Source organism: Vibrio sp. JCM 18905 (genome assembly GCF_055393305.1).
Genome location: NZ_AP043879.1, coordinates 1,715,138 through 1,737,079, shown reverse-complemented (window position 1 = coordinate 1,737,079; position 21,942 = coordinate 1,715,138). Strand labels below are relative to the sequence as shown.

General features: G+C 44.0%; 26 protein-coding genes. 22 read left to right on the top strand and 4 right to left on the bottom strand.

What is annotated here, in order from left to right; all coding sequences use genetic code 11:
* Positions 1–21 precede the first annotated feature (21 nt).
* Entirely contained in the window at positions 22–225 is a 204-nt protein-coding gene (locus ACZ5ZC_RS16120; protein ID WP_005397371.1) for a hypothetical protein, read from the bottom strand.
* Positions 226–804: 579 nt separating this feature from the next.
* Here ACZ5ZC_RS16120 and ACZ5ZC_RS16115 point away from each other — a divergent pair.
* A complete protein-coding gene (locus ACZ5ZC_RS16115) occupies positions 805–942 on the top strand; it encodes a hypothetical protein (RefSeq protein ID WP_193288449.1) in 138 nt (45 codons plus the stop codon).
* 60 nt (positions 943–1,002) lie between these two features.
* Here ACZ5ZC_RS16115 and ACZ5ZC_RS16110 read toward each other — a convergent pair whose 3' ends face one another.
* A complete protein-coding gene (locus ACZ5ZC_RS16110; RefSeq protein ID WP_464932102.1) occupies positions 1,003–2,763 on the bottom strand; it encodes a sigma-54-dependent Fis family transcriptional regulator in 1,761 nt (586 codons plus the stop codon).
* A 239-nt stretch (positions 2,764–3,002) separates the two neighbouring features.
* Here ACZ5ZC_RS16110 and exaC point away from each other — a divergent pair, with 239 nt between their 5' ends.
* Positions 3,003–4,523, top strand: coding sequence for an acetaldehyde dehydrogenase ExaC (exaC, locus tag ACZ5ZC_RS16105; RefSeq protein WP_256899035.1), 1,521 nt, complete (start codon positions 3,003–3,005; stop codon positions 4,521–4,523).
* A 133-nt stretch (positions 4,524–4,656) separates the two neighbouring features.
* Here exaC and exsE2 read toward each other — a convergent pair whose 3' ends face one another.
* On the bottom strand, positions 4,657–4,962 hold the full coding sequence (exsE2, locus tag ACZ5ZC_RS16100; RefSeq protein ID WP_005397379.1) for a T3SS regulon translocated regulator ExsE2: 306 nt from the start codon (positions 4,960–4,962) through the stop codon (positions 4,657–4,659).
* 8 nt (positions 4,963–4,970) lie between these two features.
* Positions 4,971–5,417 carry a type III secretion system regulatory chaperone ExsC gene (exsC, locus tag ACZ5ZC_RS16095; RefSeq protein WP_005397386.1) on the bottom strand — a complete coding sequence of 149 codons (447 nt, stop codon included), beginning with the start codon at positions 5,415–5,417 and terminating at the stop codon, positions 4,971–4,973.
* A gap of 387 nt (positions 5,418–5,804) precedes the next feature.
* Here exsC and ACZ5ZC_RS16090 point away from each other — a divergent pair, with 387 nt between their 5' ends.
* The 20 genes from ACZ5ZC_RS16090 to ACZ5ZC_RS15995 all read left to right on the top strand — a co-directional run bounded on the left by ACZ5ZC_RS16090 (position 5,805) and on the right by ACZ5ZC_RS15995 (position 21,918).
* Complete coding sequence (locus tag ACZ5ZC_RS16090) at positions 5,805–6,212, top strand: YscW family type III secretion system pilotin (protein WP_054867016.1); 408 nt, start codon at positions 5,805–5,807, stop codon at positions 6,210–6,212.
* A gap of 615 nt (positions 6,213–6,827) precedes the next feature.
* Entirely contained in the window at positions 6,828–7,688 is an 861-nt protein-coding gene (locus ACZ5ZC_RS16085) for a helix-turn-helix transcriptional regulator (protein WP_006741517.1), read from the top strand.
* Positions 7,689–7,836: 148 nt separating this feature from the next.
* The gene (locus tag ACZ5ZC_RS16080) at positions 7,837–8,817 is read left to right on the top strand and encodes a T3SS regulon anti-activator ExsD domain-containing protein (protein WP_054867017.1); all 981 of its coding nucleotides are present in this window, start codon (positions 7,837–7,839) and stop codon (positions 8,815–8,817) included.
* 12 nt (positions 8,818–8,829) lie between these two features.
* Complete coding sequence (locus tag ACZ5ZC_RS16075) at positions 8,830–9,258, top strand: YscB family type III secretion system chaperone (RefSeq protein WP_074191269.1); 429 nt, start codon at positions 8,830–8,832, stop codon at positions 9,256–9,258.
* Positions 9,255–11,129, top strand: coding sequence for a type III secretion system outer membrane ring subunit SctC (sctC, locus tag ACZ5ZC_RS16070; protein WP_047009833.1), 1,875 nt, complete (start codon positions 9,255–9,257; stop codon positions 11,127–11,129). Before ACZ5ZC_RS16075 ends, sctC begins: the two co-directional genes overlap by 4 nt.
* Positions 11,130–11,134: 5 nt before the next feature.
* Positions 11,135–12,436 carry a type III secretion system inner membrane ring subunit SctD gene (gene sctD, locus ACZ5ZC_RS16065; RefSeq protein ID WP_012841765.1) on the top strand — a complete coding sequence of 434 codons (1,302 nt, stop codon included), beginning with the start codon at positions 11,135–11,137 and terminating at the stop codon, positions 12,434–12,436.
* A complete protein-coding gene (locus ACZ5ZC_RS16060; protein ID WP_054867020.1) occupies positions 12,423–12,626 on the top strand; it encodes an EscE/YscE/SsaE family type III secretion system needle protein co-chaperone in 204 nt (67 codons plus the stop codon). Before sctD ends, ACZ5ZC_RS16060 begins: the two co-directional genes overlap by 14 nt.
* Before the next feature lie 17 nt (positions 12,627–12,643).
* Positions 12,644–12,892 (top strand): type III secretion system needle filament subunit SctF, encoded by a 249-nt coding sequence (gene sctF, locus ACZ5ZC_RS16055; RefSeq protein ID WP_005395161.1) that lies wholly within the window; start codon positions 12,644–12,646, stop codon positions 12,890–12,892.
* Positions 12,893–12,895: 3 nt separating this feature from the next.
* The gene (locus ACZ5ZC_RS16050) at positions 12,896–13,255 is read left to right on the top strand and encodes a YscG family type III secretion system chaperone (protein ID WP_047009830.1); all 360 of its coding nucleotides are present in this window, start codon (positions 12,896–12,898) and stop codon (positions 13,253–13,255) included.
* Positions 13,252–13,887, top strand: coding sequence for a YopR family T3SS polymerization control protein (locus ACZ5ZC_RS16045; protein WP_464932101.1), 636 nt, complete (start codon positions 13,252–13,254; stop codon positions 13,885–13,887). The genes ACZ5ZC_RS16050 and ACZ5ZC_RS16045 overlap by 4 nt, the downstream gene beginning before the upstream one ends.
* Before the next feature lie 8 nt (positions 13,888–13,895).
* Complete coding sequence (gene vscI, locus ACZ5ZC_RS16040; RefSeq protein WP_005377202.1) at positions 13,896–14,240, top strand: SctI family type III secretion system inner rod subunit VscI; 345 nt, start codon at positions 13,896–13,898, stop codon at positions 14,238–14,240.
* On the top strand, positions 14,240–14,986 hold the full coding sequence (gene sctJ, locus ACZ5ZC_RS16035) for a type III secretion system inner membrane ring lipoprotein SctJ (RefSeq protein WP_086015689.1): 747 nt from the start codon (positions 14,240–14,242) through the stop codon (positions 14,984–14,986). Before vscI ends, sctJ begins: the two co-directional genes overlap by 1 nt.
* Positions 14,979–15,644 carry a SctK family type III secretion system sorting platform protein VscK gene (vscK, locus tag ACZ5ZC_RS16030; RefSeq protein WP_124008916.1) on the top strand — a complete coding sequence of 222 codons (666 nt, stop codon included), beginning with the start codon at positions 14,979–14,981 and terminating at the stop codon, positions 15,642–15,644. The genes sctJ and vscK overlap by 8 nt, the downstream gene beginning before the upstream one ends.
* Entirely contained in the window at positions 15,623–16,261 is a 639-nt protein-coding gene (locus tag ACZ5ZC_RS16025; RefSeq protein WP_006741524.1) for an HrpE/YscL family type III secretion apparatus protein, read from the top strand. Before vscK ends, ACZ5ZC_RS16025 begins: the two co-directional genes overlap by 22 nt.
* Positions 16,262–16,446: 185 nt before the next feature.
* Positions 16,447–16,878, top strand: a complete 432-nt coding sequence (locus ACZ5ZC_RS16020) for a CesT family type III secretion system chaperone (protein ID WP_054867022.1) — start codon at positions 16,447–16,449, stop codon at positions 16,876–16,878.
* 3 nt (positions 16,879–16,881) lie between these two features.
* Entirely contained in the window at positions 16,882–18,045 is a 1,164-nt protein-coding gene (locus tag ACZ5ZC_RS16015; protein WP_054867023.1) for a VopS family T3SS effector adenosine monophosphate-protein transferase, read from the top strand.
* Positions 18,046–18,309: 264 nt separating this feature from the next.
* Positions 18,310–18,756 carry a type III secretion system chaperone gene (locus tag ACZ5ZC_RS16010; protein WP_031780449.1) on the top strand — a complete coding sequence of 149 codons (447 nt, stop codon included), beginning with the start codon at positions 18,310–18,312 and terminating at the stop codon, positions 18,754–18,756.
* A gap of 10 nt (positions 18,757–18,766) precedes the next feature.
* Positions 18,767–19,741, top strand: coding sequence for a type III secretion system effector VopR (vopR, locus tag ACZ5ZC_RS16005; RefSeq protein WP_464932100.1), 975 nt, complete (start codon positions 18,767–18,769; stop codon positions 19,739–19,741).
* 230 nt (positions 19,742–19,971) lie between these two features.
* Entirely contained in the window at positions 19,972–20,430 is a 459-nt protein-coding gene (locus tag ACZ5ZC_RS16000; RefSeq protein WP_464932099.1) for a CesT family type III secretion system chaperone, read from the top strand.
* Positions 20,431–20,439: 9 nt separating this feature from the next.
* Entirely contained in the window at positions 20,440–21,918 is a 1,479-nt protein-coding gene (locus ACZ5ZC_RS15995; RefSeq protein ID WP_104974064.1) for a cation transporter, read from the top strand.
* Positions 21,919–21,942 lie beyond the last annotated feature (24 nt).

Below are 21,942 nucleotides of genomic sequence, written 5' to 3'. Positions count from 1 at the left end.
TTTATGAAACTTAAAGAGCGCCTAGGCGCTCTTTTCAGTGGTCGTTTTCTTGTTTTGATAAAACCTGTCTTTGAGGTAGAGAATTGCGCTGACCACAAGAGCTACTACAGAAACAGTAAATAGGGCATACATGCTGAGAATCCATGCGAATGTAGCCGTCAAAAACGCAATGAAGGAAAACATTCTGCTGAAAGACATCACATGGCCAAGTTTGCTACTTTTCATAAACGCCTCCCAAAGCTGAGTGGGGATAGACAAGTGTGGTCATATTCCACACTTAGATTGTCTTCCTTTCTTGGCGTTTTCACCCAAAAAAGTGGCTAAAGATTTCTCAAAAAAGGTGAAATATTGAACTGGTAGACAAATTTGTGGATGAAGTTGCAGCGATATGAGCTTATTTGATTATCACGTCACAAGAATTTTACTGCACTGGCCAGTGATGGTTATGCATGAATTTGTAATTTGAAACGTCGCCTGCCTTAATTTTATAAGGTGCATAGGAAGTGCTTCTCATCCTGTTGATTTATAGAATCGAAAATCACTTTTCTTTGTTTAACAATACTTTATTGAATATGCGTGATTGCATCAGGTTTGAGAATGAAACTAAGGTTGCAAGAAAGGCGAAAAAGAGTGCTAGGTAAGCCTTTGAACTACGCCTATAATTAGCGCCCACATGGAGGATGTTTAATAAATGAACATCCTTTATTTTTTGAAACCAGCAACAAGGATCCAGTAAAACGTGTTTTTCTGGTGTTGTTTACGTTGACCAAGAAGGTGATTAACACAACAAATTGAGGTTCTAAGATGACTCTTAACAAGTACTTTGTTTTCATTCCGGCAGAAATGGATCAGGAAATACACAAGGACAACCAAGTGATCTCTGAGAAGGAAACTCAACGTCAGGCATTAGTAAAACAGGCGCAACAACAAGGCGGCCTGTAAGCTAGGTTTCAAATAGAAAGAGCACCGCAAAGGTGCTCTTTTTGTATCTGAGGTTATGGATTAACCCAATATGCCGAGGCTTTTCAGCTTTCTATAAATCGTATTTCGACTCACGCCAAGCATACGAGAGGTTTTACTGATGTTGCCCTGATTTGCTTGATATGTTTTAAGCAGTTTGTCTTCGACGGTTGCACGCAGTTTTAATGTTGGCTCTGCCGCGGTTGTTACGTCTTGAGCTTGGCTGAGCTTCTTACTCAGGTGAGTCGGTACGTGAGCGAGCTCCAACGTTTCTTCACCTTGCGCCATTAACGCGGATACTTTGATTAAACTATCGAGTTCTCGCAGGTTTCCTGGCCAAAAGTAAGAAAGCAGCAGAGAAAGTAGGTGAGGACAGAGTTGTTGTTCAGATTCAGCATGACGCCGATGAATGTTCTCAATCAGTTGCTGCCTATCATCTCGTTCTTCAAAGCGAGGCAATTCGATGATCAAACCATTGAGACGATAGTATAAATCTTGACGGAACAATCCTTCGCTAACCAAGCTATCGAGATCCTTATGCGTGGCCGCGATGATTTGCGTATCGACTTGAACACTTTGGTTTGAACCAACGGGAAGTACGGTCTTATCTTGAAGCACATGAAGCAATCGGCTTTGAGCGTCCAACGGTAAGTCGGCGATTTCATCCAGAAATAAAATCCCTTTATGAGCCTGACGAATTTTACCCTGATAGCCTTTGCTGTTTGCGCCAGTAAAGGCACCAGCTACGTAGCCAAACAATTCGGACTCAACCAAATCTTTCGGTAGTGCGCCACAGTTGACGGAAACCAACGGCCCCGTTTTTCTCTGGCTGTTTTTATGTAGCGCTTTCACAAACTCATTTTTACCAACCCCAGTTTCTCCGAGAATCAGTAAGCTGATGTCTTTATCGATAACGCGATTGGCTTGTTGCCAGCAATGTTCGACAGTAGAATCGCCGTAATGCAGATCATTGGAAGCGGTAACGGAACGAGACTTCACTTTTTTGTCGGTCAACGGCTTTGTTTTGAACACGAAAGGATGGTCGGCACTTTGGATAGAAAGAATGTCGTCGAGCGATTGCCCGATGACGTTTTGTTGCGCGAGGAGCTGAGAAGCAACTTGGTTGTGCGCAAGAATCTGTCCATCTTCATTAGCGATGATAATGCCTTGCCATCCACTGTTTAGTAAGCCTTTTTCACACGCCAAATCCACACGAATATGCCCTTGTGGAATCAAGTTAAGCAATTGATTTTCAACTTGCTGAACCATGTTCTGTACCAGCACTTGCGTTGAGAAATCATGTTTCTTTTGTTCGCTGGTGATATCTAGCACACCAATCAAATGACCAAGATGATCGAAAATAGGATTGGCCGAGCAGCTAATAAAACGATGATGTTGGATGAAGTGTTGATCGCCGATGACTGAGACCGGTTTTGCTTCAACTATCGCAGTCCCAATCGCGTTGGTGCCTTTGATCTTTTCTTGCCAGCACGCACCAGAGCTTAGCGCAATTTCGGTCAACTTCTCGCGGAACTTAGGTTGTCCCCAACTGCCGATGATGACGCCGTCGGCATCCGTCAGAATTAAGCGGCTGTCACTATGAGCAAAAAGCTGATTAAACAGCGGGAGAGCAAACTGGGTGACGGTTTCCAATAAGAAGTTGAGTTGGTGACGCCTATCTTGAAGTGTCGCTGGTGTCACTCGAATATCTTCAGGGCGTCGACGCTGTTTTAAACCCGCCTGTTCACTTCGGATCCATGAAGTTGAAAGCCAATTGTTATCGCTAATGTGTTGAAGTTCCATGACTGTACCATTTTGTCACAGTGAGGGTGTGCCATTTTGGAACACTTGAACATTGGTGTTCACACCATACATCCGCTCAAACATCGCTCACTTGGTTTGTTATCGCTTGGTAATCATAGTTTTACATTTAATTAACAACAAGTGTGGTGTAGTTGGCGTGTGACTTGCGTAATGCTCTTTGTGAACAGTGCGATACGACACTGCAATAACACATTGAACGAGAAACAAAAGGAAGAGTTATGATCTATGCACAGCCAGGTAGTGAAAATGCCATTGTTAACTTTAAATCGCATTACGATAACTTTATCGGTGGGGAATGGGTAAAACCAACGGATGGTGAGTATTTTGACAATATCTCACCAATCAACGGACAAGCGTATTGTAAAGTTGCTCGTTCTGGCGAGGCGGATATCAACTTAGCATTGGATGCGGCACACAACATCAGAACTAAATGGGCAAAAACCAGTGTGACTGAACGCTCGAACATCTTGCTGAAAATTGCTGATCGTATTGAGCAGCATTTAGAAGAGTTGGCAGTTGCCGAAACTTGGGAAAACGGCAAACCAGTTCGCGAAACCTTGGCGGCAGATTTACCTTTAGTGGTAGATCATTTCCGTTACTTTGCTGGCTGTATTCGCGCGCAAGAAGGCAGTGCGGCGGAGCTGGATGAGCACACGGCAAGCTATCACTTCCCAGAGCCGATTGGCGTAGTTGGTCAAATCATCCCTTGGAACTTCCCTATGTTGATGGCGGCTTGGAAACTGGCACCGGCACTTGCGGCGGGTTGTTGCGTGGTATTGAAGCCAGCAGAACAAACGCCAACGTCGATTCTGGTTCTTATGGAAAAGATCGGTGATCTACTGCCTCCGGGCGTCATCAACGTTGTTAATGGTTTTGGTTCAGAAGCGGGCCAAGCGCTTGCAACCAGCAACCGCATTGCGAAGTTAGCGTTTACCGGTTCAACACAGGTTGGTAATCACATTCTAAAATGTGCAGCAGACAACTTGATCCCATCGACAGTTGAGCTAGGTGGTAAATCTCCAAACATCTACTTCTCAGATATTTTCGATTACGAAGATGAGTACCTCGACAAGTGTATCGAAGGTACGCTACTTGGCTTCTTCAACCAAGGCGAAGTTTGTACCTGTCCATCTCGCGTGCTGGTTCATGAAGCGATTTACGATAAGTTCGTAGAGAAATTGACGGAACGTGCGCAGTTAATCAAGCAAGGTAACCCGCTCGATACCGATACTCAAGTTGGTGCTCAGGCTTCTCAAGAACAGTTTGATAAGATTTTAAGTTACCTCGAAATCGGCCGTGAAGAAGGCGCAAAAGTGGTCTTTGGTGGTGGCGTATCTGAACAGCCAGAGTCAATCAATCAGGGTTACTACATTCAGCCAACGATGTTGGAAGGCCACAATAAGATGCGTATTTTCCAAGAAGAAATCTTTGGCCCAGTGATTGCTATCACTAAGTTTAAAGATGAAGCGGAAGCATTAGAAATCGCGAACGACACCGAATATGGCTTAGGCGCAGGCGTTTGGACGCGTGATGCGAACGTCGCATATCGTATGGGCCGTAATATCGAAGCTGGTCGAATCTGGATTAACTGTTACCACGCTTACCCTGCACACGCTGCGTTCGGTGGCTATAAAAAGTCAGGTATTGGACGTGAAACACATAAGATGATGTTGGATCACTACCAAAATACGAAAAACCTATTGATTAGCTACAGTGTTGATCCACTAGGCTTCTTCTAAATGAAGTAGTTAACAAAGAAAAAGCAGTACTAACCAAAACCCCGAGCCTTCGGGGTTTTTTATTGCATGGGCTTGCGGGTGGGAGGGTGTATATACGTGAAATTTATATTTTGAACCCATCTATATTGCGTGCTCAGGAACGTTGAATTACGGTCACTTTTCGTTCAAGTAGTTTTTCGACCGCGGTGTTTTGCTTTTCAAGACTAAACTGCTGATCAAAATCCAAGACGCGATTACAAGACTCAAGACTCGCAAACTGGTTTAAACATTCGCTAAGTTCTCTTTTAGAGCTCATTCGAGCCAAACTGCTTTCTGATGAAGAGAGTAGGGTCACTTTGCGGCCATGAAACGTTCCTTGTGGCAGAGCATCACTTTGCTGCGCTTGCTTTACTTCATGAACCGGTAAGTTAGTGTATTTAGATTGGATGTCGTTGGACATAGAGACACCTAAACTCTTAAGTCTAAAGTTTGTGGCATCGGAGCTACCTCAGCAGTGGCGACATGAGCAGACAATAACGACTCCCACGACTCACTTTGCGTCAACAATTCCGCCAAAGCTGTTTCAAAATACTCATAATCCAGTCGCTTAATGTTAATGAGTCGGTTTAAGCAGAGTACATGTCGATGATTATCTAAGCTAAAGAATAATTGATGCTCAGGCCAGTGATAATTAAAGGCTAGGAAAGAACGATAGAGATCGGAATTAACGATTTGAAGACCAACAATCTCAGCTTCGAGCTGGAGGGTTGTCGATTCAGGATGAAAGATGATATGCACTCTTAGATTATCATCAAACGCTAAGCTTACTTCATTTTCCGTTAGATGCAGTGCAGGCAAGCCTATTTGATGAGCAAACTTTAGCAAAATCTCATCGATAGTTTGGCGTGCTGACATAGGAATAGTCCCTTTTGAAATTTTATCAAGGAAAATATTAGATGTATCTCTTCGTGTTTATCAATATTGGTCGGTTGTTATTATATTTTGGTTTTTAATTTCGGTGAGCTAAATAGAACAGCGATAACAAATGTGCTCTGATGCATATTGTGGTGCTTCTTAGATATTTAAATATCTTTGTTCTCTAATATACCCGCCTAATTGAAAGTGTATTAAGGTGCAGTCACGATGAGTTAAATTAAATCTAATGTTAAATATGTGTTGTTGAAGAATGCGATTTATTGTCCGCTTGTAGTATAAATATAAGTTGATCTTTTATATTTTTACATAAAGAATTGTGTGAAATTAAAATGAACTAAGTCTATAAAATAAGTTTATGGTGTCATAATGAACAATTCTATGTGGGCTGGTTTTGTCGGACTATTCCTACTAAGTGGGTGTAGTCAATCTGTGTCGATTGTAAGGGAAGGTAGCTTTGACACAAAGAGTCAGGCGACACTCTATGGTTGGGTTTCTGTCGATGGATACTTTCCACCTTCGATTACGTCTCTTGATGTGGAAATATGTAAAGTAATTGAAAATCAGTGTCTTAGGTCTGCATTGCAGCACTACCAAGGCGTTCAATTACCCGTACAGTATTCATTTTTAATTGCACCGATTCAAGCTGGTGACGGAAACATGAAGATAATTGGAAAGCTATACTCGAATGGGGAACTTGTAGCGGAAAAAGAAAAGAACTATTTATTTTCAGTGGAGGGAAAACAGGAAAACTTGATACTCGTGCCAAAAAAATAACCAGATGAAAAGTAATCGGTTACATTTAATTAGACCTTACTAAATTATTAAAAATAAAGATTTGCTCTTTCCTGTTGTGAAAGTTTTGTTGTTTTTTACAAACATTAATCACATGGTTTAAGTCATCGGGTCAGTTGTTTTTTAGACTTATACTTGTTGCAAAAATAGCATTCTTTATGATTATATCTCGCTCCTTGAACACGTTGGCTTGGCGTTTTAGGCTATAAAACATACAATTTTAAGATTTTGGAAATTTCAGTTTGTTCGATAAACGATACCATAATCTATTTAATTTTATTCTAATGTATAACAAAAATCCTAAACTTTAATAACGAAATGATATTTAAGTTTTGGCTAATAATAAACGCTATCTGATAAAAATAATAAAGACGGACAGCAGAGTTTACTAAGATAAACTTTTACCTTTAGGTAAGGGTAATGCTTAGGATATTCGCTAATTATTCGGGGGGTATGGTAAGTGATATGAACTTCTATGCTCTTTTCTTTGCTTCTTTAATTGATATAGCAGTACTTAGAAATAACAACAATCAAAGTATTGCTTTGAAAGTTTCTCAACACTCGTACTGAGAAACTCAAAATAATGAAGGGTAGAAAATGGATGTGTCAGGCCAACTAAACACAGAAAAGGTCGGCTCGAGCTCGCGAAAAATTCGTAGTTTTTCCCGCTATGAAAAATCTGACGAAGTATTTCACTCAGACCAATCTCACATTGTTGTCGTTCACAATGGTCAGCTTCGAGTTCAAACAGGTGATTGCACAATCGATGTCGCGGCAGAAAACGGGGTGTTTCTATCCCAAGGGGATTACTTATTCGAGTACTCGCCCTTAGACGGGGCATACAAAGCGTCGATTATAACCTACGACAATGAACTCGTTAGCCAGCTATTACAGAAGCACAGTGATCTTTTGATGATGCTGCCCAAGGTAGATAAAGTTTGTTCTGGCTTGTTTACTTTTGGTTTGAACATACTCGTAGAGCAAGTGCTTTCCAGCATGCAGACGCTTGAGCAACAGGCGTATCCAGATGCGATCATGTGCCTAAAATATGAAGAGTTACTCATTCTTTTGCTGCACGGCAAAGGGGGCGAATCACTCTATGCGTTGCTGTCACAACAAACGAACCGAACATCGGAACGGTTACGTCGATTTATGGAACAACACTATCTCAAAGAGTGGAAGTTGACTGACTATGCGCAAGAGTTTGGTGCTAGCTTAACGACTTTTAAAGAGCTATTTAATGAGCACTATGGCATTTCACCAAGAGCTTGGATCAGTGAGCGCCGATTGTTGCACGCTCATAAACTCCTGTTGACGAGCAAGATGAGCATCGTGGATGTGGCGATGGAGGCTGGGTTTTCTAGTCAGTCTTACTTTACGCAGAGTTACCGCCGTCGTTTTGGAACGACGCCAAGCCGTGTACGTTCGGGAGACGATCAAGTAGCTATCGCGAAATGAAATGACTTGGGACTAAAATTTTCTGACTAATTTTGAAAGTCACTCATCAGCGTAAATTCTATTATGCGTCATGTAACAACGAACGATTAAAAATTATTACACCTCTTTCTTTCTGGATCGTTCGAGAGGGGTGCGGAGACGAACATAAATGAAAAAGCAGCATTGGCGACGCCGTTCGCTTTTTCCAGACAGCATTGTGACACAACGGAAAGTGACTGTTTTGCAGAGAGGAGCTCGATATGAAAGTGCTTCTAGATCAACGCAGGATTTCAATGTTGTGCACGTCAATCACCGACAATTGTTGAGTGAAGGCGTCATTAATTATGAACAGTTATCTTTACTTCAGCGCTTGTTGGATAGAAGCGTCGTCGATAGCCTGTGCGCAAGCCAGTTGGTGAAAACGTATCAAAAGCTCGGTGCGTCGCTTGACCGATTCGCCATGCGTTTATTTTTGGAAATTGGGTCGCAGCTCAGTGATAGCCGCACACTCGTGACTTTTGAACAAAGACTGGAATACATCAACGCGCGTCTTGGTTTTCGCTTCAATTTAGCGGTACCAAAAACGTTGATGCTTTGTTTTCATTTATCGCTAAACGAGTGGATTAACCGTCAAGTTGATCAAAGCGCTTTGCATGCCTCCATTAAAGTGGAACAGCTTATCAATCAGCTCGATATTCAAAAGGAATATTGGTCGAAACTATCTGGAGAGGACACCAGTGCGGTGTTTGTACAACAGCAACTCGATTTAATTGAGCGCCAACAACACCAGTTGAAAGATCAACTCGGGACGTTGAGCGAACAACAGATGCAAGTGATTGAATGTCATCGTTCGTTAATTGATAAGTGGCAACCGTCCCTAGACGAGCTTAAAGGGTTCGCAGAGTACACTTCTACGACTGCTCAGTTTATCTCTGAGTGGAAAAAGTGGTGTTCGGAAGTTCGACTTGAAGCTCCTGAGCTGAACGAAGTCTGGGATGCATGCGATGTGGTTTACAACGACCAAAATGCGGTTGCGAAAGTATGGCAGTGGTTCAAGAGCATGCAAATTGTTGGCGACATCGATCACTACTATTTTGACACTCAAAGCGGCCAGTGCGGCCAGGCTTGCAATCACCTCAGCCAGATTTAAATAGGGCGTTAAATGTTAGATAAGATGATGAAATCTTTAGCGGAAACGCTAAAGGTAGGGGATTTTATTGCCTCAGAAAATGGCTCTTACAACATCGAGGTTGATCAGTTGTCACTGACCATCAAACAACACGCATCATGGTTTTTATGGGAAGCGGCTTTACCCTTCCAGTTTAAAGAGCATCTAGATTATCAACAAGAACAAGCGTTGCAACGTTGCATGCAGCTCTCATTAAAAACAATCCGTGAAGATGGCTGCGTACTAACAGCGAATGATGATCAGCAGCTGATTTTACAAAGCAAAGTGAGGATCGAGGACTGTTCGATTGAGCTGTTCTCTTCTTTGCTTTCTAAGCACGTTAATCTATGTGAGCGTTATATGGCATTATTGGAGCAAGAGCGCGTGAACCACACGATTAATCATAATGTGTGGTTGCCATGATGCGAAAAGTCTTTCCGAACATCAGACGTGCTGCCACAAAGATACTGTTGTGTGCTGTGAGCTTTGCTCCGTTGGGATTCGCACAAGCAACAGACTTACACTGGCCCGAACAACCATTCCGATACTATGCAGATAACGACTCATTAAAAGAGTTGTTGAATAACTTTGGCGCAAACTATCGCGTTTCGGTTTCTGTGAGTGACAAAGTTAATGATCGAGTGAGTGGACGTTTTACTCCTGATGATCCGGCTGAGTTCCTCGATTACTTATCGCAAGTCTATAACTTGATGTGGTATTTCGATGGTGCCGTCTTACATGTCTATAAGGCGACAGAAACGCGCTCACGTTTACTCCAATTAGAATTATTGACCGCCAGAGAGCTACGAAGCACGTTAATTTCCACTGGAGTGTGGGATTCGCGCTATGGGTGGAGAGCCGCTGAGAGTAAAGGGTTGGTTTATCTTGCAGGTCCTCCACGTTATGTCGACTTAGTGGTACAAACGGCCGAAGCATTAGAAACGCGCCTGCTGCAGAAATCGAATTCAACCGACGAGTTATTCGTTGAAATAATTCCTTTGAAGTACGCTTCTGCAACGGATAGAGAAATTGCATATCGAGATCAGACCATTACGGTTCCGGGTATCGCATCGGTTTTAAAGCGAGTCGTGTCTGGTGTTCAAACTCAAGTCACGAGCGCGTCGAACAAAGAAGTTACCAGTTCAGATAAGCCTGTAAAAAGCAATAAAACCGCCTCAGTTCATGGCGGAGCAACGGTTGAAGCAGAGCCGGGCCTTAATGCGATTATTGTTCGTGATACTCAAGCGCGATTACCGCTCTATCGCAAACTGGTCGCTCAATTGGACCAACCGCAATCAAGAATTGAAGTTGCGTTATCGATTGTCGACATCAGTGCCAACGATTTAAGTCAGTTAGGCGTGGATTGGCGAGCGGGAGTGTCTGTCGGAAATAATCGAATTGTTGATATCAAAACAACAGGGGATGTGAGTTCGGGTGATGTGACGCTCGGCAGCGGACAAAATTTTAAGTCTTTGCTTGATTCAACCAATCTGAATTACCTGTTGGCTCAAATCCGATTATTGGAATCTCAAGGCAGTGCTCAAGTGGTTTCAAGACCAACACTGCTAACCCAAGAAAATGTCGAAGCGGTACTGAACAACAGCAGCACGTTTTACGTCAAGCTGGTTGGTAAAGAGACCGCAGCACTGGAAGAGGTCACGTATGGCACGTTACTGAGAATTGTCCCGCGTATCGTTGGTGACAGGTTTGCTGCCCGACCAGAAATTAATCTGAGCCTTCATCTCGAAGACGGGGCAAAGATTACCGATGGTGGTGTCGACGACCTTCCTTCCGTTCGTAAAACTGAAATCAGTACCTTGGCGACGGTGAAGCAAGGACAGAGCTTGCTCATCGGTGGTGTTTATCGAGATGAAGTGAGTCATCAGTTACGTAAAGTACCACTGTTGGGAGACATCCCATATTTAGGTGCGTTGTTTAGAAGTAATACCAACACTAAACGCCGCACGGTGCGCATGTTTATTCTAGAACCGCGAATCGTTGTGGATGGTATTGGTGATAGTGTGTTGATTGGTAATGAGTACGATCTGCGACCAAGCATTGGCAAGCTCAACAACATTTCCAACAACAGTGCTGAATTTAAATCGGTCGTCGAAGTGTATAGCTGCACATCAAAGACTCAAGCAGAGCGCTATCAGCAAGACTTATTGTCACAGCAACAGTCGTCTCAATTGACGCAGTGCCAATTGCCGACAGGGCAAAAGGGTTGGCGTGTAAAAGTATTGGAATGCGATGACTCACAAAGTGAGTGTGTGCGTCCATCAGAGGAGCCTTAACCGCGATGCAGCAATGGAAAATTCGTATTTTATCAGGCGTGCATTCCGGAGTTGAAGTCACCTTACCTGAGGGCGCTCTTGTGCTTGGCAGTGACGACTTTATCGCAGATCTCGTGCTGTCTGATGCTGGGGTCGAAGCTAACCATTTCACGTTGGTTTGCCAGCAAGACTCGGTCATTTTACGAGGCTGCAAAGAGGCAAATATTAACGGTGAAAACATCTCTGTTGAAGATGATGGGATCGAGCTGTCACGCCATGCCGTTGTCTCTGTAGGCGTTGTGAAGTTCGCACTGGGGTACGCAGAAGATGCGTTAATCGTGAGTAACGTCAGCGACGAATCTAGCGAACAGGATACACCTGTTGTTGCTGTACAACGCTCTAGCTGGAAAAAAACAACGCTCATCGCCTTGCTTTGTAGTTTTGTCCCGAGTGTCATTTTTGCTGGTATGTGGTACAGCCAAGCTAACGGAAACAATAATGAGACTGTCACAGAAGCAGAACCCATTGTTTTGGTGCGCAACATCTTAGGCGAGCTCAAACTTAGCGACGTTCGTGTGGAATGGAATGCCGCCGCACGCCAAGCGGTTTTGGAAGGCTATGTTGAAGATCGAACTCAGAAACTCGATCTGCTTGGTCGAATTGATGTACTAGGTATCAATTACAAAAGTGACTTAAGAACGATGGAAGAAATCCGTCGCGGGGTTCGATTTATTTTGCGAAACCTCGGCTATCACCAGGTGAAAGTCGAAAATGGGGATGAGACGGGCACACTGTTACTGACGGGTTATATCGATGATGCCAGCCGCTGGAACCAAGTTGAGCAAATTTTAGAGCGAGACGTACCGGGCCTAGTAGCGTGGAAGGTTGAACTGCAAAGAGCGGGTGCCTACATGGATACGCTAAAAGCCTTATTGACGGATGCGGAGCTACTGAAAAAAGTCCAGTTGGTTACCAGCGGTGATCGCATCGAAGTACGTGGGGAACTTGATGATATCGAAACGACTCGATTTTACGGTGTGACTCGAGACTTCCGAGAACAATATGGTGAAAAACCATATTTAGTTTTGAAATCCATACCTAAGGTGAGTAAAGGCACCAACATCGATTTCCCGTTTCGTAGCGTTAACTTTGGTCAGGTTCCATATGTGATTCTGACCGATAACGTTCGTTACATGGTTGGTGCAAGAACGCCTCAAGGCTACCGCATATCCAGTGTTACGCCTGCTGGCATTGAGCTGGTCAAAGGCGGGCGGGTGATAACAATAGAACTCGGATACGAGGGCGAGACGAACAATGACAAATCTTGAACAAATTTTAAATAACGACAAAAACGGTGCGGAAGTGCACAAGATTAAGAGCAAGCTCTTAGAAGCACAAGCGGTGGTGAAACGTCAGTTGGATTTAGGGTGCTCACCACAGCAGTACCAATTGCTACTCAAACAGCATGAAGCTTACACCGCCGCACATGCGGTCGTTGAATCATACGAAGCGAACTAAAAATACGAGGAAGTCTTATGTCATTTTACGATGCTAGTAACAGTGTAAACCTTGATGATGTTAAAGCTAAGTTAGAAAAACAAGCGAAAGATGCCAACACAGAAGTGACGACTGCCATCAAGAACCTAGAAACAAACGCCGATGATCCATCTAAGCTGGCTGAACTTCAGCACGCGATCAACAAATGGTCTGTTGTTTACAACATCAATGCGACCACCACTCGTGCGATTAAAGATGTGATGCAGTCGATTCTCCAGAAGGTATAAAGCATGGAACGAGAAATGCGCCAATTGCTGGCTGAAATCGCGCTGATGGCAACCGGTATGCATCGTCATCAAGAAGCTAACACGATTGCGGACGGCCTTGAAGCAAGCTCCGGTTCTGAAGAGACCGTGGTGATGATTCGTGCAATGAGCCTCATGAATAAAGGCTTGTACGAAGAGGCTCATCAATTGCTCGAACCACTTTGCAACGCCTATCCAGATCTGATCAGCTTAGCGGCCCTGGCTTCTGCAAAAGCCGGCTTACTGAGCAAAGCGGAAAGTTGGGTAGAACTCGCATCACAGGGAAGTGAAGAAAGCCAAGCATTTGCTGCAAGCTTTTCTCAGGACATTAGGAACCTTGGATGATCGTTGATTCAAGTAATCTAACTCTTCAACCACAACCTCTGCGCCAATCGGAGTCGCGCCATTATGAGCGGAGCGATGAAGATAAGATGAATGTGCACATGGAGCGTAATGCCAAGCAAGCGGAAGCTTCACACGCCTCCCCAAAAGAGACGTTAGAGAATACAGAAGCGAAACTGGCGGGCATCAAAGCGTGGTATGAATCACTAAAAGAGGCAGACGTTGTCAGTAAACAAAGCGTCTTATCGTCGCTGAATGAAGCGTTCTCCGATCCTCAAGTTAAACGAGAGGCAATGTGGTACGCCTTTTATGAGGCGAAGAGTGCAAAGGGCACCGAACACCCGCAAGCCGATTTATTAAAGGTGTTGAAGCAGGAGTTGCTAGGGGATTTTTCGGGCCAGCTTATTGCCGAACCACCTGTCGATAAAGCAGCACTTAAAGAAATGTTGGCGCAGCATTTTCCACTGGGTGCCCAGAAAGAACAAGGCTTGTGGCACTGCTGGGCTGAGTTGAAGTCGTTACCTGATATGGCATCAACACTGGACATGGTTCGTGATGAGCTTAGCTTCATGATTCAAAAAAATGCGATGGTGAAAAACATCGTCACTCATAGTCACAAGTTAGATTTGTCTTAGGAGTACATATGATAAACACGCAGTACACCGAGGTGATGCAAACCAACATTGATAAGTTGCAGGATGCGCAAGTCGAAGACGGTTTAAGTGAACGTTTCGAACAAGCTATGTCGGTTCCCGAGGCGAATAATGGCTTGGAGGGCGGTTTGCTCGAAAACATCAGCGAGTTAAAAAATACTATCGATAACGCGAAAAGTAACCTGCAAGACAACATGAAGATGGTGGGTGATGATCCGGCGCAATTACTGCAAATGCAGTGGGCACTGACGCGCATTACTTTTCAAGAAGAGCTGATCGCGAAAACCGTGGGTAAAACCACACAAAACGTAGAAACCTTATTGAAGGCACAATAGTGATGATGAATAAAATGAGAGCGGTTTTCATCATGCTCACGTTGTTTCTGGTGGGTTGTCAGACCGAGCTGTACACCAACGTAACTCAGAAAGAGGGGAATGAGATGTTGTCGATCTTATTATCCGAAGGTGTCGTTGCAACAAAAGAACCTGACAAAGACAACACCGTCAAGTTAATGGTAGATAGTTCTCAAATCGCCTTCGCTGTAGACGCGCTGAAGCGAAAAGGGTATCCAAGAGAGCAGTTTTCTACATTGAAAGAGGTGTTTCCCAAAGACGATTTGATCTCGTCGCCATTAGCAGAACGAGCACGTTTGGTGTACGCGAAATCTCAAGAACTTTCTTCAACCTTATCTCAGATTGATGGCGTGCTGGTGGCACGTGTTCATGTTGTTTTGGAAGATCAAGATCTACGTCCAGGAGAGCGTCCAACTCCTGCATCTGCTTCTGTGTTTATTAAACACGCAGCGGATATTGCGCTTGATTCGTATGTTCCGCAGATCAAATTATTGGTGAACAACAGTATTGAGGGGTTGAATTACGATCGAATCAGCGTAGTGATGGTACCCTCATCAGAGGTACGAGTTGCTACTCAAAACAATCAATTTAAAAGCATTTTGTCGGTTCAGGTCACCAAAGAGACGGCGAATAATTTTGTCGCCATCCTGGTGTTCTTGGTAGCTGCGCTTATCGGTTCAAATATCGCTACTTTTACTTGGTGCCGCAGGAACACAAAGCGTGGTTAAACCAGAAACACCACTCGCGCAGGTACAACATCAATTTAACTACGCGCCTTGCCAATACATCCATAAAAGTTGGATAGAACAGAAACAGCCTTGGTTATTAAATATTGAAGGTTGGAGAGATAACCCCATGTTTAACCAATGGTGCATAAATGAGTGGGCGTTATCTCCGGTTCCAGAGACGGCTTTTAACAAACCTTGCCATAGCTTGGCGTTGCTCCCAGCGGATGCGTTGAATCAACTCGTATTGATGGTGGGCGGAGCTTTACATTGTGTGGCAATGCGAGGCGTTGTTTTAAAACATCCGAAACAGGTTCTGAACAACGTCTTTGGATTGGAAGGCACTCGGTTCTTGATTCAAAACGGGCCGATGTTGTTATCCAGTTGGCCGCAAGGTTGGCAACATCCGTTGCCAGAATCATTGGATGAGCGGTCTGTTGAAGCAAAAATGCAAGCGCTTGGGTACTCCTGGATAAGGTTTGTTTTAGTTAACTCGCCAGAAGACATTGTCCTGCGTTGGCAATTCAAACTAGAACAGCAGCTCAGCGAGAGTACGGAAATGGCTAGCTGGTTGGCAAAAGATCAGCGAGATCTGGCGTATCGACTCACAAAAAAAATCGCAAAACAGGTTATTCCCCAATGGTTTCATTTGTTGAAATAAAAACAGACAACTTGCAGCTGGCACCTGGCTTAAAAGTGCTGAAAGCGAAAGATTATGCCAGTTATCTTGATTCGCAACACTTAGTTGAAGCCGCGAACTCCAAAGCTGAAAGCATCATTGCTAATGCCCAACAAGCCTACGAAACTGAAAAACAACGTGGTTATCAAGATGGTCTCGCACAAGCCAAGATTGAAAATGCGCAAACGATGGTTGAAACCCTAGCGCGTTGTAATGATTACTATCAGCAAGTCGAAGAAAAAATGACAGGCGTGGTGTTAGAAGCGGTACGTAAGATCATCGATACCTTCGATGATGTCGATACCACGGTGAGCGTCGTGCGAGAAGCGTTGCAATTGGTGAGCAACCAAAAGCAGGTCATTTTACATGTCCATCCAGAGCAGGTTGTTGATGTGAGGGAAAAGGTGGCTGGTGTATTGAGTGATTACCCTGAAGTCGGTTACGTTGACGTGGTAGCAGATGCGCGCTTGAAAAATGGAGGCTGCATTTTGGAAACTGAAGTCGGGATCATCGACGCCAGTATTGATGGACAGTTGCATGCATTAAAGCAAGCGATGGTGAAGCAGCTCAGTGAGCGTAAAATTACGATTCATGAATAAATCTTAAAAACTCAGCACTTGCTGAGTTTTTTCATTTTAATGCCTTTAAACAAAAAAAATCCGACCATTTCTAAAATATTCACTGCCATAAATCCTTAAGAATACACCCAAGAAAGCTGCTTAGTTGATAAGTGTTGCAACCAAGCTGCGCCTCTAAAACAACAAAAATAGGATTATTTAGTCGAATGGCTAATGGATTTATAACTTCTTTACTGACAGATTTTGCCAGCCGCTGCCAACTGGAGTCGCTGGTTTTTGATGAGGATGATTGTTGTCATCTGCTCATTGACCAAAACACAGCAATCACAATTCGCGCACAAGAAGATCGCCTGACACTTATTGGGCTAATTTCAGGCGATAAGCCGAGTGATGATGTTTTGCATCAACATATGAAAGATGCCTTAACGCAAGGCTCTCCAGCGGTATTCTGGGAGGCAGAAACGGGATACATCGGTTTCATACACCTGCACCAGCAACTGTTAACTGCTTCTTTTCTTGATGAATCATTAGCGAATTTCATCGAATGGCTAAAAAGTGCGAACACGCAAAAAGTAACCAATAAAACAACCGAAGTACCGGTAACGAGTACTACTCATTTTTCCACATTAAGGGTTTAAAACATGATCAGTTTTGGAAGTGTTAGCGCATTGCAGGCTGCCATGCCGCAAGCTCGCAACGAGATACTAAACGAAGGCAAGCTGAGTATTGGTGGCAAAGAATACCAAATCAACGCTGCGACCCAAGAATTTACTTGTGCCAATCCTACTAATGGTGCGGTAGCACGATTTTTTGAAGCGACAGGAAAACTGTTTCGCGAAGGCAGCCCACAATCGGTTGCGAAAGCCCTTACAAAAGCCGTATTTGATAATGAGCAAGGCCAAGCTCAGCGTTTACGAGCTGCTTCTTCTGTTGAGCATGGACAAATGTTCTTCAAAGATGGAAACATAAAAACCGCATCAGATGTATTAAATGCATTCGCGAAATTGGATAGCAAAACGGTCCAATCGCACTCTGCTGAGCTAAACCAGTTAGCGGAGCGAGCAATGACAGAATCAATGCTAGAAACCGATTCTGGTAAAAACCTCACATCACTGATTGGAGAAAGTGCAGCGAAGTCGCTTGCTGGACGTGTAGTAAAAGACTACGGCGGTGGTGTATCTGCAGCGCAGAAAAACCCGGCAGGTAGCATCAATCAAATGCAAGCGGTGTTTGATATGGAGGTGATGCATCTTAAATCGGCGCAACGTCATATCGAAGGTCTAGCAAGCACCGATCTAAGCCAAGGTGTATACGCTGAAGGACTGGCAGAGGACGCGTTTAATAAAAGTGGCGTCACCGATAATGTCGAACGAGCTGCGGCGTGGATCATTAATGCTTCTAACTCTAAAGGAAACGATGCCGAAAACATTACCTCTTTACTTAAAGAGTACGCGTCTAATGGTAAAGACTTATTGAATATGGACAACTTAAAAGAGCTACACGCTCGATTGGTACCTGATGTTGAACGTGACTACAGAGGGCCAAATATTTCGGGTGGTACTCTGCCTTCAAGTATTGGCGGTGAGGGGATGCTAAAGCAGCACATTGAAGGATTTTTGAAAGAAAACCCAGTGGCGGATAAAGATCTGGGTAAACACTTGTTTGCAGGAGTCATTGGGTATCACGTGTTTACTGATGGAAACGGTCGCATGGGACGCATGCTATACGCGATAGCAGAACTTCGTAACGACTCATTCAATCCTTTGGCTATGAACGCAGAGAACAGCCTTCACGGCATCAAGTAATTTTTCTCTTCTATTCCAATTTTAGAGCGGCGATTGCCGCTCTTTTCTTATTTCTTTATCCAACTTACTCTTCATTTTTCTACCTCGCTAAAACGGCTAATAGCAATAAAATTGAGACGTTTAAATAAAGCTCTTGTGTCTATCACGCCATAAAATCGCTCTTATCCTTATGAGCTTATTTAAATAAGCCGTTATACCCAAGTCGTCTCGCTGCATCATATATTTCGAGGCTACTTAGGTATATTAAATTAGGCAGGACACAACATGGATACAGGAAAGATTAATATGCTTCTCTCTGAACTGGGAGAAGTGCTGAACCTTGAGCGCGTGACAGCGTATGACGATCAAATGTGGTCACTGCATTTTGCTGAAAATAACAGTGTCGATGTTCTGCTTGTGGAGGAAAAAGGCGAGTTGTTGATTTCTAAAAACCTGCACATAGAACAAGAGGATATTACGTTAGACAAACTTCAAGTTTTACTTGAATACAACTTCTTATATCGAGAAACCGGCGGTGTGCAGTTTTGCGTTAATCCAACCACTAAAGATGTGGTTCTTCAGGTTGCCATCGCGGCCGAGAGTGAACTCACCAATATTGCTAACTTAATGATTCAACTGAATGAGCTAGTGGATACTTGGGCTCAGCTATTTCAGAACAATACGGTTGTAGATTTTAGCCAAACAGACGTACACGCATTTATTCAGGTTTAAGGCATCAAACATGGTCAATATTAATACATCACACATGCATTCGTTGAGTCAGTTAACGTCCCATTTGGCGACACAAAATCAAGCTGACGATAAAGAGGTTCGAGCGCATAATGGCAAAGATATTTTTGTTAAAGAAGGGGCGCCTAAAAACAAAAGCGTCAGCGCGCGTATTAGCCACCAGAATAAAGCGAAAGACATTGTGGTGAATCTGCTCACGAAGCAGGGCATTCCTAAAGACGTTGCGAAGCTGATGCTACAAAATGTGTTGAACGGTGAAAACAAGTTAACGCTCGGTAGTCTGAAAAATCTTGAGAGATTGTCGTCTGGTCCTAGCTCACATTGGCCAGCCGCACAAACGGCCTCTTCTTCTCAAGCGAATAAAACCTCATCGAGTGTAGCGCTGATCAACGAACATAAAACTAACCTTCAAAAGCTTGGTGATTTTGCCTGTACAGACTTAAATACATTTGGTGTAAAAGGTTCGCAGTTTTATGAAACCAAAGGAAAGCCTAGATTAGAAGCGCTTCACGCGAATCAAGCGCGAATCATGCAAGATCAACGAGCGACTATGTCTGCAAACGGAGTTCAAGCTGCAGCACAAAGAGGAACCGCACCGCAATTAAGCACTCTACAGAACATTGCTAAGGCAGTACAAAACGCGAAAGCCGGCTGCTGTACTACATTTGCCTTTGCTGCCGCTGCTGAGATGATTCAAGGCATGTCAGGCACACCTGAAGGTGAGCCTAAAGTCGAAGTGGTTGCGTTTAAAAAGGGTCATTCAGGTACACACCTTTATGTACTGGTTGGTCGACAAGAGGGGAGTGATATTAAAGATCCCTCAACATGGAGTAAGGATGTGAAAATTGTTGATCCTTGGGCCACATCGGCATTCGGTGCACCAATGTTTGGAGATGCGCAACGACCACCTGTTTCGAATATGTTCCCGCCAACAGAAGTCATTTTTGATAGCCATAAACTGGGTTAGTCACTCTGCAAAAGAAGTGAGCAAATACATCATGCTAATCATCTAACCTTTATTGAAAGAGCAGCCCTGAGCTGCTCTTTTTGATTACTCTGGCAACTCGTTTTTACAGCGAGATTTCTGCGGAAAACCTCACAATGAAGGCGAAAAAGTGACAAAAATAAAGCCATTACCGACATCGTTCAATCTGCAATCGTTGTTCAATAGAGTTATTGAAACAAAAGGAAAAAGTTATGAACACGATTCAACAACTGCTCTTGGAGTTTTGCCAACTCAATGAGTTACCCGAACTGAGTTTTGAAGACAATGAACGCTGTCAGCTACTGGTCGACGACCGCTACATGCTGTATTTCATCGCGACAGATACGGATGACTTAATGTTGTCCGTGACGTTCGGAGGATTAGAAAAGTCGGGCGAACAAAGACTCAAAGGTTTAGAGCTTATTGCTCATGCTAATTATCAGGGCATCGGTAGTGGCAGTCTGGCACTTGCTTTAGCCCCAAATGGTCGACAGCTTGTCTTAGCGGGACGTAAACCAGTTGAGCACCTAAACACGACGAATCTTACTGCTTGGTTTCATGAGGTTATTGAACAGACTGAATTGTGGCAAGCGCGTTTTGCAATGTTGGATCAAGCGACTCCAACCACCCCTAATCATGAACAAGCTCATGTTCAATCACTTCGTGTGTAGGAGAGAAAAATGGTCAATACAACGCAAAAAATCAGTCAAAGCCCAGTACCTGATCTAGAACAGTTTCGTGCAGTCGCTGCGCAAAAAGATGACCGAGTGATCAGTAAAAGAGGTGAGGTAAAAGAACCTTCAACGTTCCACAAAGGTCACAAGTTTGCTTCTATCCACGAAGGCGTGTTGAGAAGTAAATACACTAAGTTTTTCCAAGAAAACATCAAAACTCACCTTGATTTGAAACAGGCGCTACTTAAACAAGAAAAGCCTGAGGTTGCCTTGCTAGCTTACTCATTAGTTAGCCCTTCTGGTTATCGCGGTGAGCCGCTTACTGAGCGCAAAATCCTAGAAGTTGTCAGCTTGTTGGATGAAGTCAAGGTGAGCAGCGATACGTACCAGCAGCTTAAAAATACGTTTGACGCGATCAGCAAAGATCCGCGTATGCAGGTGAGTTTAGAGGCTCAGTACCCGGGGAAAATGGATGGTTTTGGTGCCGAACTGTTACAGATGGGCAAAGAAAAACTGAAAGGTTCTGGCGTTAATGCAGTCATCAACCTAGCTTTGCCTGGCGTAGGGCTATTAATTTCAACAGGACGCGAGCTGCACAAAGCGGCAGTCAATGGCGATGCTGAAGCTTACCACCATCAGCTGGAGCAAATTTCGCAGCTTCCAGGGCGAGACCAACGTCTCTCTATGCCGATGCAACAAACATTGGCTCAAGGTCATGCAATGTTATCAGCTGAAGGTGCAGTTGGGGCAACATTGGGCATGGCGACAGGGAGCTTGGGTACTTTTGGTGTGAGCTCCGTAGCGACAGCGGGTGTTACGCCGATAGCAAAAGAAGCCATTGGTTCGGCTGCCACGACTGGCATTATCAGTGGTGGTGGTTTTGTTGCGAACCAAGCTGGAGCATACGGACTAAATACAGAAGTCAAAGAACAACTCATGCAAGGTGAGATGTCTGGTGTTTTACCAAGGCTTGAAGTTTCTAATGCCAAAGGAGACTTTACCTTCAGCATGCAAGATCCAGCTTCTGTACGCGCATTAATGGCGTACCTTGGCCCTAAAGAGAACACGGCGATGACATCACCTCAAGCGCCTAAAGAAGCACAAGAGATGGAAGCTGCTCGCTTAACGTTGAAAAAGATGTTGGGATCAGAGCCAGGTGAACACTTAGTCCCTGACGTTGATCCTATCTTGAAGCTAAGTCCAGAAGATGCGCCAAGTAAAACTGAGGCAACTGCTAATAGTGCGTTTAAAAAGCTGTTGGGCGAAGATTGGGATTGGCTCATGCCTGCAGTTCGAGCGATCGATAAAGGTGAGGCGAGTCAAATCAATGAAAAGCTGACTTACAAACTGCCACTTGATGCCGAAAATGGACGAGTATACCTTGATAAATGCCCAAACCTGAGTGACGCTCAGTTGGATGCATTAGATAAACTGGGCTCACCAAGTCAATTGCGACTGATGTACTTAGCGGAAGGTTGGGTTTAATTGAAAGTAAGGGAGCAGATGCTC